At 63.1% G+C, this 13,238-nt stretch carries 10 protein-coding genes; 4 read left to right on the top strand and 6 right to left on the bottom strand.

Features of this window, described 5'->3' with window-relative positions; genetic code table 11:
• The first annotated feature begins 77 nt into the window (after positions 1-77).
• Entirely contained in the window at positions 78-2,948 is a 2,871-nt protein-coding gene (locus tag J3456_RS08710; protein ID WP_349579804.1) for a hypothetical protein, read from the top strand.
• 78 nt (positions 2,949-3,026) lie between these two features.
• Here J3456_RS08710 and hppD read toward each other — a convergent pair whose 3' ends face one another.
• Positions 3,027-4,121 carry a 4-hydroxyphenylpyruvate dioxygenase gene (gene hppD / locus J3456_RS08705; RefSeq protein ID WP_349579803.1) on the bottom strand — a complete coding sequence of 365 codons (1,095 nt, stop codon included), beginning with the start codon at positions 4,119-4,121 and terminating at the stop codon, positions 3,027-3,029.
• Between the two features lie 139 nt (positions 4,122-4,260).
• On the opposite strand from hppD, the gene J3456_RS08700 reads away from it, so the two are divergent.
• Together J3456_RS08700 and J3456_RS08695 are read left to right on the top strand one after the other, a co-directional pair.
• Positions 4,261-4,716, top strand: coding sequence for an Lrp/AsnC family transcriptional regulator (locus J3456_RS08700; RefSeq protein ID WP_067626139.1), 456 nt, complete (start codon positions 4,261-4,263; stop codon positions 4,714-4,716).
• 18 nt (positions 4,717-4,734) lie between these two features.
• Positions 4,735-6,648: a monovalent cation:proton antiporter-2 (CPA2) family protein gene (locus J3456_RS08695; RefSeq protein ID WP_349579802.1), complete on the top strand. Its 1,914-nt coding sequence runs from the start codon at positions 4,735-4,737 to the stop codon at positions 6,646-6,648.
• Between the two features lie 45 nt (positions 6,649-6,693).
• Here the strand turns inward: J3456_RS08695 and cobT are convergent, their stop codons facing one another.
• A complete protein-coding gene (gene cobT, locus J3456_RS08690; protein ID WP_349579801.1) occupies positions 6,694-7,707 on the bottom strand; it encodes a nicotinate-nucleotide--dimethylbenzimidazole phosphoribosyltransferase in 1,014 nt (337 codons plus the stop codon).
• A gap of 79 nt (positions 7,708-7,786) precedes the next feature.
• On the opposite strand from cobT, the gene cobS reads away from it, so the two are divergent.
• Positions 7,787-8,593, top strand: a complete 807-nt coding sequence (gene cobS, locus J3456_RS08685; protein ID WP_349579800.1) for an adenosylcobinamide-GDP ribazoletransferase — start codon at positions 7,787-7,789, stop codon at positions 8,591-8,593.
• Positions 8,594-8,645: 52 nt separating this feature from the next.
• On the opposite strand, the gene J3456_RS08680 is transcribed toward cobS, so the two are convergent.
• The 4 genes from J3456_RS08680 to J3456_RS08665 form a co-directional block, all read right to left on the bottom strand.
• The gene (locus tag J3456_RS08680) at positions 8,646-9,158 is read right to left on the bottom strand and encodes a CarD family transcriptional regulator (protein WP_349579799.1); all 513 of its coding nucleotides are present in this window, start codon (positions 9,156-9,158) and stop codon (positions 8,646-8,648) included.
• Positions 9,159-9,472: 314 nt separating this feature from the next.
• Positions 9,473-9,808 (bottom strand): ferredoxin FdxA, encoded by a 336-nt coding sequence (gene fdxA, locus J3456_RS08675; RefSeq protein ID WP_349579798.1) that lies wholly within the window; start codon positions 9,806-9,808, stop codon positions 9,473-9,475.
• Between the two features lie 52 nt (positions 9,809-9,860).
• Positions 9,861-10,244: an RNA-binding S4 domain-containing protein gene (locus J3456_RS08670; protein WP_349579797.1), complete on the bottom strand. Its 384-nt coding sequence runs from the start codon at positions 10,242-10,244 to the stop codon at positions 9,861-9,863.
• A complete protein-coding gene (locus J3456_RS08665) occupies positions 10,245-13,229 on the bottom strand; it encodes a helicase-related protein (RefSeq protein ID WP_349579795.1) in 2,985 nt (994 codons plus the stop codon). It abuts the gene before it with no gap.
• Between the last annotated feature and the right edge of the window lie 9 nt (positions 13,230-13,238).

Here is a 13,238-nt window from a genome sequence, read left to right as displayed (position 1 = left end):
GCGCACCCTTCCCTTGGGCGAACTCCTGCTCTATCCTTCGCGAAGACTGCGGCGCGTCTGTAAGTGCGCCCGACCCCATGCTAAAGTCGACCCCGATGAAGCCGAATTTTACCCTCTCCCTGTCGTTCGACGGCATTCGTTTGCTCCACCGCACATCGGGCGGCTGGCAGCTTGTTGGTGAAGTGGCACTCGACAGTGCCGATCTGGCGGCGGAACTGGCGGTCTTGCGCAAAACCGCGACGGCATTAGAACCCGGCGGGCTGCGCAGCCTGCTGCTGATCCCCGACGCGCAGATCAAGTACCTTACCATCGACACCGCCGGAATGGACACCGCCGCCCGCCGTGCCGCGGCGGCTGAGGCGCTCGAGGGGGCCACGCCCTATCCGGTGGCTGATCTGGTGTTCGACGTCCACGCCGATGGCGCGCAAAGCCATGTGGCCGCCGTGGCCCGCGAGACTTTGGAAGAGGCCGAAGCCTTTGCGGTGGAGCACCGTTTCCACCCTGTCAGCTTTGCCGCCGCCCCTACCGCCGAGGCGTTTGTAGGCGTGCCGCATTTCGGCATGACCCAAGCCGCATCGGCGCTTTTGGACCCCGGCGAAACCGTGACCCCCGAAGCGGAGCCCATCGTGATCTCTGGCGTGATGAGCGCGCCTGCGGGGCCGATCGTGGACACGGATGAGACGACGCCCGTGGCCGACACACCGGTGGCCGATACACCCGTAGCGGAACCTGATCTCGCCGCTACGCCCGAAGAGACACCGCCGCCGGCAGAGGAGAACCTGCCCGAGTTGGCCACCCCCGAGGAATCGCCGAAAACACCCCCGGCGGCGTTGGAGCCGACCCCCAAAGAGACGCCCCCGCTCCTTGAAGAAGACTTGCCCGCGCTGGACGCGGCAGTGGTCCCTGCGGCAGAGGAAACAGAAGCGTCAGCCCCCGCGGCGGAAGCAGAACTGACCCCCACGCCCGAAGAGACGCCTCCGCCACTGGAAGACGACCTGCCCGCGCTGGATACCCCTGCGCCTGCTGCAGAACCGGCTGAGACTGCGCCGCTATCGACGCCCCCCGCGAGCGGCAGCGTTGCGGCCTCCGCCGCGCCTCTGGCCGCAGCGGCAGGGGCACAGGCCGAGCCGTCCGCCGCCCCGCGGTCTGAGCCTTCGCGCAAGGTCGATTTTTCTGCCCCGCCGTCGCGCAGCGCCCCTGCTGCCGGTTTCGCAAGCCGCCGTGGCGGGACTGAGAGCGCCCCCAGCCTTGGTGGTGCGAGCCGCGCGACACCGCCGCCCCCGCCCGCCGCGAAACCGGAACCATCGCCAGCACCCGCGCCCAGCACGCCGTCGCTGCCCGTGGGCGCACCTTCGCCCGCCGCGGCCCCGCTGGCGCCGCAGATGCCCGTCGAACCGGCAGCCACCGCCGCCGCGGCAGCGGCCGCAGCCCCCCAGCCCGACAGCAGTTCCCTGACGCCCGAAGCGCCCTCCTCCGGTGGGGCCTTCCTCAGCCGTCGCAAGCCCAAGGCATCGAAGGACCGCCGGACGGCCCCTGCCAGCCCTGCCGCAGCCACCCCCGCCTCAGAAGCCGATCGAATGACCGTTTTCGGCGCCCGTCGCCGCAACGAAGTCGGCGGCAAGCCGCGTTTCCTTGGCCTGATCCTAACGGCGGCGCTCTTGGTTTTCCTTGCAGGTGTCGCCGCTTGGGCCTCGATCTTCCTTGACGAGGGCAGCGCCCTCTCGCGGCTCTTTGGCGATCGCAGCCCGCGCAGCACCGCCGAAGCCTTGGCCCCTGCGGAAACGCCCAGCATCGACGAAGAAATCGCCGTGCTGCCCCCAGAACCGGCTGAGCCGGACGCGATTGAAACCGCCGCTTTGGACGCCGGTCTGACCGATGAAGACGGTGCCGTGCTCGACGCCCTGCGCGATCCAGAGCCGCGCCCCCTGACCGAGATGACCGAGGCCGAGATTGACGCCAAATATGCCACCACCGGCATCTGGGCCCGCGCACCGGACGTGCCCCCGGCCCCGGCGGCGGCAATTGATATCGACGATCTTTACCTCACCAGCATCGACCCGATCAGCAGCACGACGGATGCCGTGGCCCTGCCCTCGGTCGATGCCTTTGGCACCGATACGGCCCCCGGCGCGGTCAGCTCACCCGTAGCGGCAGGCACACAGTTTGCACTGGACGCCCGCGGTCTAGTTAAACCCTCAGCCCAAGGGGCGCTCAGCCCCGATGGGCATCTGGTCTACCTTGGCCGCCCCTCCGCCGAGCCGCCCGCCACACTGACCCGGCCCGAGGCCGAGCCAGTGGCCCCGGAGGTCGATAACGCCTTGGCAGAGGCCCGGCCCCGCAACCGGCCCGATGATCTGGAAGAAACCACCGAACGTGCGCAGCTTGATGGGCTGACACGCTCCGAACTGGCGGGCCTGCGCCCGCAGTTGCGGCCAAAGTCGGTGCAGGAAGAGGCAGAAGAAGCGCTTGTCGCGGCCGCCCCGCCCGAAGTGACCGTTGATCCGATTGACACCAGCGGCGCCGTTGCCGCCGCACTTGCCACACCTCCGGCGATCCAGAACGCCACGAAACAGGCCACCACCCAATCACGCCGCCCCGATACGCGGCCCCGCAATTTTGACCGGATCGTGAAACGCGCTGCCCGCGATGCGGCCCCCGCACAGGTCGCCAGCGTCGCCCCCAAAGCGGTGCAGCCACGCTTTCCGTCCAAAACCTCGGTTGCGAAACAGGCCACGGTGAAGAATGCGATCAACCTGCGGGACGTCAATCTCATCGGGGTCTACGGCAAACCGTCGAACCGCCGCGCCTTGGTCCGGCTCAGCAATGGGCGCTATCAGAAGGTTGAGGTGGGCGACCGGATCGACGGGGGCCGCGTCTCTGCGATTGGGGACAGCGAGTTGCGCTATGTCCGCCGGGGCCGCAATGTCGTGCTGAAGATGCCGAACTAACGCCCGTTCGACTGCCCGCAACCGCGCGCAAAAAGGGGCGCCGAAGCGCCCCCTCACCCCTCCCCGGATGTGCTTTGCTTACGAGGTCTCAAGCTCGCCGTTGTCGATCTGCTCTTGCTCGATCGATTCAAACAGCGCTTTGAAGTTGCCTTCGCCGAACCCGTCATCGCCCTTGCGTTCGATAAACTCAAAGAAGATCGGGCCGATGACCGTTTTCGAGAAAATCTGCAGCAGGATCCGCGTCTCGCCCCCGTCGACGACACCTTCGCCGTCGATCAGGATGCCGTGTTTCTGCATCCGGTCCAGCGGCTCTTCGTGGCCGGTCACGCGGTCCTTGCTCATCTTGTAGTAGGTCTCGGGCGGGCCGGGCATGAATTTCAGGCCGTTGTCGGCAATCGCATCCGTGGCGTCATAGATATCGCGCGCGCCCACGGCGATATGCTGGATGCCTTCGCCGTTGTATTTCTTCAGATAGGCCACAATCTGCCCGGTCTCGCCGCGGTCTTCGTTGATCGGGATGCGGATACGGCCACAGGGCGAAGTCAGCGCCCGGCTGGTAAGGCCGGTGAACTTGCCTTCGATGTCGAAAAACCGGATTTCGCGGAAGTTGAACAGATCGCCGTAGAACTTGAACCAGACATCCATATTGCCCTTGTGGACGTTGTGCGTGAGGTGATCGAGATAGTAGAACCCCACCCCATCGGGCTTGGAGGTCGCGATCCAGTCGTATTCCCAATTGTAGGGCGAGGTGTCGTAATACTGGTCAACGAAATAGATCAGCGAGCCGCCGATCCCCATGATTGCAGGCACGTCCAGCACCTTGCCGTCACCTTTGTATTCCTCGGCCCCCTTGGCCACCGCATGTTCTAGCGCCTTTTGGGCATCGACCACACGCCAGCCCATGGAGGGCGCGCAGGGGCCGTGCTCTTCGACGAAACGCGCGGCAAAGCTCTCGGGGTCGTAGTTCAGCACATAGGTGATGTCACCCTGCTGCCAAAGTTCGATCTTTTTCGTCTTGTGATTGGCGACATGGGCATAGCCCATCTTGGTAAAGACATCGCGCAGCGCCTGCGGGTCGGGGCTGGCAAATTCGACAAACTCTAAACCATCGGTGCCGGCGGGGTTCTCTGCCGTGATCTGCGATTTCGGGGCGTCATGCGGGAAAGGGCCCATGTCAGTCTCCTCTGCTTTTTGGGATTTTGCCCATGATACGATGCCCGCCCTGCGTTGTTTGCGCGTTTCACGGCATGGTTCTGGCAATTTTCGCGCAGGTGGCGCATATTATCAGGAAATCATGCGGGACATACGCATCATGTTGGATGAAACAGATCGGCGGCTGCTGACGGCGCTGCAAAAGAACGCCCACCTCACGGCGCAGGAACTGGGCCAAGAGCTCAACCTATCCTCCAGCCAAGCCGGGCGCAGACGGCAGCGATTGGAAGCAGAGGGCTATATTCGCGGCTATCATGCGCGGCTCGATCCGGTGCGCATGGGGCTCAATGTGCAGGGCTTCGTACAAGTGCATCTGGGTACCCACGGGCCAGAGCATTCAGCCAGCTTTGCCCGGCTTATGGCCACCCGTCCCGAGATTGTGAGCGTCTGGACGATGACAGGGGATGCGGACTATCTGTTGAGGGTCTATTGTGACGATCTGCCAAGCCTTAACAGGCTCATTCACGACGTTCTTCTGCCGCATCAGGCCGTTAGCCGGGTGCATAGTCAGATCGTCATGGACCAACTGAAACAGGACGGGCCGCTGCCCACCTGACCCTGAGAAAGGACCGCAATGGAAGGTTTCCTGTTCCAAGCCTCCGTCTATCTTGCCGCCGCCGTGATCGCCGTGCCGATTGCGGCGCGTTTGGGTCTGGGGTCGGTGCTGGGCTATCTTGCCGCGGGCATTCTGATCGGTCCGGTGTTGGGGCTGGTCGGGTCCGAAACGAAGGACGTGCAGCATTTCGCGGAATTCGGCGTGGTGATGATGCTGTTCCTCATCGGGCTAGAGCTGGAACCCCGCGCGCTGTGGGACATGCGGCATAGGTTGTTGGGCATGGGCGGATTGCAGGTGCTGCTGTCGACGGCGGCCCTGATGGCCATCGCCATGGCCTATGATCAGCCATGGCGCGTGGCGCTGGCGATTGGTCTGACGCTCGCGCTCTCTTCCACGGCGATCGTGTTGCAGACCCTTTCGGAAAAGGGATTGATGCGGACGCAAGGGGGCAGATCCGTTTTCTCGGTGCTGTTGACCCAAGATATCGCGGTGATCCCGATCCTCGCTTTCCTGCCGCTGCTGGCAACGGGGCTTGCCGGGGGGATCATGCCTAACGGGGCCATTTCACTTAATCCGCAAGAGGTTGAGAACGCCCATCTGAGCGCAGAGGCCAGCCACGGCAATGACGCCGCCCATGCCGCCCAGACCTTTGTTCAAAGCCTGCCCGGCTGGGGCGTGACGCTGGTGACCATTGGGGCCGTCGCGGCGATCATCCTCGTCGGCATCTACCTGACCCGGCCGGTCTTCCGCTACATTCACCTCGCCAAACTGCGCGAGATGTACACGGCGCTGGCGCTGCTGATCGTGGTGGGGATTTCCTCGCTGATGACGGTGGTCGGGCTCTCGCCCGCGCTTGGTGCCTTCCTCGCCGGTGTGGTCTTGGCCAGCAGCGAGTTTCGCCACGAGCTAGAAACCGACCTAGAGCCCTTCAAAGGGCTGCTCTTGGGGCTGTTTTTCATCACCGTCGGGGCGGGCATAAACTTTGTCCTGCTGTTCGAAAAACCGCTGATCCTGATCTGCATGGCGCTTTTGGTGATCATCGTCAAAGCGCTGATTCTCATGCTGCTGGGCCGCCTGTTCCGCCTGAAAGGACGCGACGGCTGGCTGTTCACGCTGTCGCTCGCACAGGCTGGGGAGTTTGGCTTTGTCCTGGTCAGCTTCTCCCTCGCCACCGGTGTCATGCCCGACCCGATTGGCGAGACGCTTTTGCTGGTGGTGGCGCTGACCATGCTGATCACGCCGCTGCTGTTTATCCTGCACGACCTGATCAGCCGACGCCTTGACGACAGCGCCCCCGTTATCGCCGATGAGATCGACAGCAGCGGTCCGGTGATCATCGCGGGCGTGGGGCGCTTTGGGCAGATGGTGAACCGGATGGTGCAGGCCAGCGGCTTTCAAACCGTCGTGTTGGACCACAACCCCGAGACCATCGCCGTTATGCGGCGCTTTGGCTTCAAAGGGTTTTTGGGGGATCCGACGCGGCCCGACATCCTGCGCAAGGCGGGTTTGCAAGAGGCCAGCGTGCTGGTGGTGGCGCTTGATGATCCAAAATCGGCGGTCTCTCTGATCTCTTACGCCCGAAAGGAGAACCCGAATCTGCATATCGTTAGCCGTGCCCGCGACCGTGAGGAGGTCTATCGCCACTATCAGGCCGGGTCGAATGACATCGTGCGCGAGATGTTCGACAGCTCCCTCAGAGCCGGGCGCTATGTGTTGGAAAACATGGGGCTAACAGATTTCGAAGCGAATGAGGCGCAAAAGCTATTCTATGCCCATGACCGGGACTCGGTTCGCGAATTGGCGGCCCTCTGGCGCCCGGATGTGCCCCCTTCGCAGAACGCCGCCTATGTCGCCCGGGCGAAAGAATTGCAGAAAGACTTGGAAACGGCCTTTCTCAATCTGGGTGAAAGCAAGGGCAAGGAAAGCGCCTGAACCGGGCAGCTAGCCCCCCTTTCCGGGGGGCTGCCCGGCACCGCGCTATGCGTCGCTCACGCCCGCTTCGGCAAAGGTGGCCATGCCCGCATGGCAGGCAAGGGCGGTCTTGAGGATACCGATCGCCAAGCCCGCGCCAGAGCCTTCGCCGAGCCGCAGGTTCAACTCCAGCAGCGGCTCCTTGTCCATCGCTCCCAGCAGACGCCGGTGACCGCTTTCGGCGCTGAGGTGGCCCGCAACGCAGTGATCCAGCGCGCCCGGTGTGGTGCGCGCGAGGCCAAGCGCGGCGGCGCAGCAGATGAAACCATCGAGGATCACCGGGATGCGCAGCTGCCGCGCCCGCGCCATGGCCCCGGCCATCGCGGCCAGTTCGCGGCCACCAAGGCGCCGCAAGCTCTCCAAACCGTCGCCCTTGTCCGCGTGCAGGGCAACGCCCTCAGCGACGACTTCGGTTTTAAGCGACAGGCCCGCATCATCCACCCCAGTGCCCCGCCCGGTCCAGAATTCGGCCCCGCCGCCCAAGATCGCGCTGGCAAGGGCAGCGGCAGAGGTGGTGTTGGCGATGCCCATTTCGCCCACGACCAAAAGATCGGCCTCGGAGTTCACCGCCTCCCAACCTGCGCGCAGCGCTTCGAGGAATTCATCCTCGTCCATCGCGGGCTCAACAGTGAAATCCTTGGTCGGCTTGTCCAATGACAGCGGGACCACATCAAGGCTCGCCCCATTCACCCGCGCGATTTGGTTGATCGCCGCCCCCCCGTGCTGAAAGTTCGCCACCATCTGCGCGGTCACCTCTGCCGGAAAGGCCGAAACACCCCGCGCGGCAACCCCGTGGTTGCCCGCAAAAACGATGATCTGAGGCGCTGCAATCTCGGCCCGGGCACCGCTGCGCCAGCCTCGGTACCAGATCGCCAGGTCCTCTAACCGGCCTAGCGCACCGGGAGGTTTCGTGAGGATGCTATCATGGGCGCGCGCCTCTTCCATCGCGGCGCTGTCGCAGGCGGGCATCGCGCGCAGAAGGCTGCGAAATTCGGAAAGACTGGCGAAAGACGTGTTCATATGCGGCCCTTTGCGGATTGATATTCAATCGTTTCTAGCCTTAGCCTGTCGGCGCTGAAAGTGCCGAAGGGGCGAAATAATGGCCATTCCCGACATCACCACCCTTAGGCAGGTCTTTCGCGCCCGTGACATCGCGGTGGCCTTTGCCCTGCTGACCCGCCTGCCCCTGCCGCATTTCCACTTCCCCACCGAGCCGCAGCGCCCCCCGGCCCGCAGCGCCTGGGCCTATCCGCTGGTAGGCATTGTACTGGCGCTGATCGCGGGGGCCGTGGGGCTGGCGTTAACGCGGATGGGGGCAACCCCGCCGCTGACAGCGGCTTTCGTGCTGCTCGCCTTGGTGATGCTGAGCGGGGCGATGCATGAAGACGGCCTTGCTGACTGCGCCGATGGGTTCTGGGGCGCTTGGACGGCAGAGAAACGGCTGCGCATCATGAAAGACAGCGTGATCGGCACCTACGGCGTTGTCGCTCTGGTGCTGTCGCTGTTGCTGCGGTGGTATCTTATTAGCGAATTGATCACCGACGGTGCGCTTGTCTGGGCGCTTGTCATCGCCTCCTGTGGCTCGCGCGCCGCGATGGTCTGGGTGATGGACAGCCTGCCGACGGTGCGCCGCAATGGGCTGTCAGATCGCACCGGCCGCCCCGGCGAATTGGCGACGGCGGTGGCGGTGCTGATCGGGGTGGTGGTGATCGTGGTGGCGCCGGACTATTCAGCATGGCGCTTGGCGCTTTTGGGGCTGCTCGGGGCGCTGGTGGTGCGGCAGATCGCCAAACGCAAGATCGGCGGGCAGACCGGCGATGTGCTGGGCGCGACTCAACAGGTGACAGAGATTGCCCTGCTAACAGGCTGTCAGATGATGGCCTACGGCTGGCAGGCCATCCCCTAACGAAAAAACCGCGCCCCTAGGGGACGCGGCATGATCTCAACCTGCGGCGCTCTTAAGCGGCGACGCGGCTTTCCAGCACATCGCCCACCTGTTTCGCGGCGGCGAGTTCGTCGCCCCCCGAAACGGCGGCCACTTCGCGGGTCAGACGCTCAAGGGCCGCTTCATAGAGCTGACGCTCGGAATAGCTCTGCTCGCGCTGGTCGTCGGTGCGGTGCAGGTCGCGCACGACCTCCGCAATGGCAATCAGATCGCCGGAGTTGATCTTTTGCTCATACTCCTGCGCGCGGCGGGACCACATGGCACGCTTGACCTTGGCCTTGCCCTTGAGGGTCTTCATCGCGTGGTTGATCACGTCGGGCGTGGACAGCGCACGCACGCCGATTTCGGTCGCCTTATGGGTCGGCACCCGCAGGGTCATCTTGTCTTTCTCAAAGGAAATCACGAACAGCTCCAGCGCGATGCCGGCAACTTCCTGCTCCTCAATCGAGACGATCTGCCCCACGCCATGCGCAGGATAAACGACGAATTCATTGGGGCGGAAATCAAGCTTTTTCGATTTGGTCATATAGGTCGCTCCTTGGCGCGCGGGGGAAGCCCCGCCATTAACTCAGACACCTGAACAGCACGTAAAACGCATGCGACGCGCAGCCTGAGCGGCCTGCGATCGGGTGCGTTTAATTTAGAAATGTGAGGTCAACCTTGGCAGCAGGGTCGAAACATTATCAGGCTCGTGTGTTACAGCTTGAAGACATCATAGCACAGAATCACGCCGTCCGAAAGCTACACCAAGTCCCACTTGGCGGTTTCCCGGTCATTCCAGCGGTTTAACCCGAAATCTTGAGGTCACAAAGCCGCAACAAAGCGCGAATCGGCTGGGCCTCAGCCGCCCTCGCCCGGCTTTTCCGAAAAGAGCTCCATCTTGCCCTCTTTGCCGTCCATCTTCTCTGCCTCGGGCAGCGGGTCTTTCTTGGTGATGATGACGGGCCAAAGCTCGGAATACTTGCGGTTGAACTCCACCCATTTTTCCATGTCCGGCTCGGTGTCCGGGCGGATCGCATCGGCGGGGCACTCAGGCTCGCAGACGCCGCAGTCGATGCATTCATCGGGGTGGATCACCAGCATGTTCTCGCCTTCATAGAAGCAATCCACCGGGCATACTTCGACGCAGTCGGTGTATTTGCAGGCGATGCAGGCGTCATTCACGATATAGGTCATGCGGGAAACTCTGGCTGGGTATGTGAGGGACTAGCTAAACCGGGGCGCGGGATCATTCAAGGTGGCGTGCCTTAGAAAGATCAAGCTGCCTGCGGTCGCGCTTTGTCGGGCGGCCCTTTCCCTCAAAACCGGGATTTTCGGGCTGTCTGTCCTTTGGTTTTGGCTGCGGTGGGGACAGATCGGTATAAAGCGCCTGCGCATCAGGGGCCGGCCCCCGCCGCTGGCCTATTGCCTCGATCCGGATGACACGAACGTGATCGCCCTGGCTGAAGGTCAGCACATCGCCGGGGCCGACGTTGCTGGCGCGTTTCTGAGTGGGAGTGCCGTTGATCCGAACCGCGCCGCCCGCCACCTGAGTGGCCGCGAGCGAACGAGTCTTGAAAAAGCGGGCGTGCCACAGCCATTTGTCCAGCCGCAGTTTCGCGCCCGCCTCCACTTACTTGTCGCCCTTCAGCCCCATAAGTGCTGCGGCAAAGGGGTTGTCGGGGTCGATCTGCTTTTCCTTGCGCGGCGGACGCGCAGAGAAGTTTTGCGATTTGCCACCCTTGTCACCACCGGGCTTACGTCCCTTGCCCTTGGCGGGTTTGCCACGCGGCTTGCCCTGCCCCTGAGGACGGTCCCCTCCGCGGCGGTTGCCACCAGCATTGCCGCGTGGGCTGCGCGCCCAGGTGAAGATATAATAGGTCTCCAATTCCGGCCCGGCGACATCGGCGTCGGGTGCGGTGCCCTGCGGAATTTCTTCGGCTGGCACTTCCGGGATGTTGGTATCGACCTCGGGGTCTTCCGCCGCCACATCGGCCATGGGCGCAATGCCATCGTCGGGCATCTGCGCCACGTCCGCCGGGCGGTCGTCGGGGTTGGTCTCATCCGATGGGGTTTCGATGATACCGCCTGCGGGCTCTTCGGCGGCGACATCCATGATTGGCTTGTCTGCTGCGTCATCGCCGGGCAGATCGCTGTCGAGCTTTTCGGGCACATTCGTATCGGCGGAGGGGTCCATCGCATCATGGCTGCCGTCTTTCGGCATCACGACATCAACGGGTTTCACCTTGGTCCGCTCGTCTTTTTCCGCCTTATAGCCCAGACCTTCCATCAGGTCGGCAAACTGCTCAAGCGTCATGCCGGTGATCGACAGCATATCTGGCTTGGCTTCGAACCCACCACGGGAATCCTCGGCACGCAGCATGTCGGCCAAACGCTCCAGCATATCGATGCGGATCGCGCGTTTGCCTGCATTGCGGTAGCCCGACATGGTGTCGGCCCCTTCGGGCGCGCCGGTTTCGACCGGAATGGTCACCAGGCCAGGAGGGGGCGATTCCGGGAACTCGTTCAGGCCCTTGCTGAGCGACCATAGCACCAAGCGCAGACGGGTCGGCGCGGGTTTGAGCATCAGCGGCATAAAGATGGTGAACTGGCCAAAGCGGATGCCATGTTTACGCAATGCGCCACGGGCGTCTTGATCCAACGCTTTCACGTCCTCGGCCACCTGAGCGCGCGGCAGAATGCCGAAATTCTCAACCAGTTGGAAGGCAAAGCCACGTGCCAAGCCAGTCAGCGTCTCATCCTTGCTCAGCCCCAGCAGCGGCTCGAACAATGCGGCAACCTTGCGGTCGATGAAGTGCTGCAGACGGCGCTTCACCTTCTCCGCCACTTCGGGACCGGCGATATCATCGACGAAAACCTCGACCTGCGGCTTCAGCGCGTCGCTGCCAGCGGTCAGTTTCCCAACCGCAGCGCTGCCCCACATCAGGCCGCCCTGTTCGGTGAAATCAATCTCGGTATCGGGTGCGTTGTAGAACCGGTCGGCACGCAGATGGAACTGCGGAGCCAAGGCCTGCAATGCGGCGGTTTTCACCGTCTTGTCCTCGGCCGCGCCCGCGCCCTTGTCCACCCGAAAGCGGAACCCGTCCAGCTTGCCTACAAATTCACCTTCAACGGTGACTTCACCGGTCTCGTTTACATCGGCCACCATGGCTTCCTTCTGTCCAAGCCGGCGCAGCAATACGGATGTGCGCCGATCTACAAATCTTTGAGTCAGACGCTCATGCAGAGCATCCGACAAGCGGTCTTCTACGACACGCGTCGTGTCGCGCCAATGGCTTTCGTCCTTTGTCCAGCCTTTGCGCTGCGCAACGTAGGTCCATGTGCGAATAAACGCGAGTCGTTTGGACAACGCATCAATGTCGCCATCGGTTCGATCAATTCTCTTGATTTGTCGTGCGAGCCAGTCGTCGGGGATATATCCGCGCTGGTGCAGGTCGTTGAAAATGGTCTCCAACAGCCCCGCATGTTCCGCGTGGCTGATGCCGCGAAAGTCGGGAATGCGGCAAACATCCCAGAGCAGGCGCACCGAAGCGCCATCTGTGGCGCGGGCAAAAACTTCGTCGACCTGCGCCAGCGCTTTCAAGGCCCGCAGATCATCGGATTCACGCGCCCGCACCAGCCGCTCATCCTCGGGCGGCATTTCCAGCGTCTGGATTAGTCGGTCGATGCTGCCGAATTGCAGCGCGTGATTGCGCCAGTTTACCTTGTTCTGTGGCGTGAAATTATGATCCATAATCGCCCGCGCCACCCCGTCATCAAGTGCTGGCGCATCGCCGGTGGTGCCAAAGGTGCCCGACTTGAACCCGCGCCCTGCCCGGCCCGCAATCTGCGCCAGCTCATTCGGAGCTAAGGGGCGCATCCGCCGCCCGTCGAATTTGCTGAGCGCCGAGAAGGCAACATGATCGACATCAAGGTTAAGCCCCATCCCGATCGCATCGGTGGCGACCAAATAGTCGACTTCTCCGTTTTGGTACATCTCTACCTGCGCATTGCGCGTGCGCGGGGAAAGCGCCCCCATCACCACCGCGGCACCGCCCTTTTGGCGACGGATCAACTCGGCGATGGCATATACATTCTCAACCGAGAACCCGACGATCGCGCTGCGCGGCTTCATCCGGCTTATCTTTTTCTGACCAGAATAGATCAATTCGCTCATCCGGTCACGGCGCATGAAATCGACCCCCGGCACCAGTGCGGCAATCGTCCCGCGCATGGTGTCGGCGCCCATGAACAGCGTCTCATGCAGGCCACGCGCCCGCAGCAAGCGGTCGGTGAACACATGGCCGCGCTCAGGGTCGGCGCAGAGCTGGATCTCGTCGATGGCCACGAAATCCGCACCCATCTCTTGCGGCATCGCCTCAACGGTGCAGACCCAGTATTGCGTGCGCGGCGGCACGATCCGCTCTTCGCCGGTGACCAAGGCCACAACCGACGGGCCACGCGCTTTGACGATCCGGTCATAAACCTCACGCGCCAACAGCCGCAAAGGCAGGCCGATCACCCCGGTCCGATGCGCCAGCATCCGCTCGATTGCATAGGTCGTCTTGCCGGTATTTGTCGGGCCGAGAACGGCCACGACGCGCTTGTTGCCTGCCACCTGTTTATC

Origin of the sequence: Sulfitobacter sp. NFXS29 (assembly GCF_040148765.1) — a bacterium.
Classification (GTDB): Bacteria; Pseudomonadota; Alphaproteobacteria; order Rhodobacterales; family Rhodobacteraceae; genus Sulfitobacter.
This window is presented reverse-complemented; position numbering and strand designations above follow the sequence as displayed.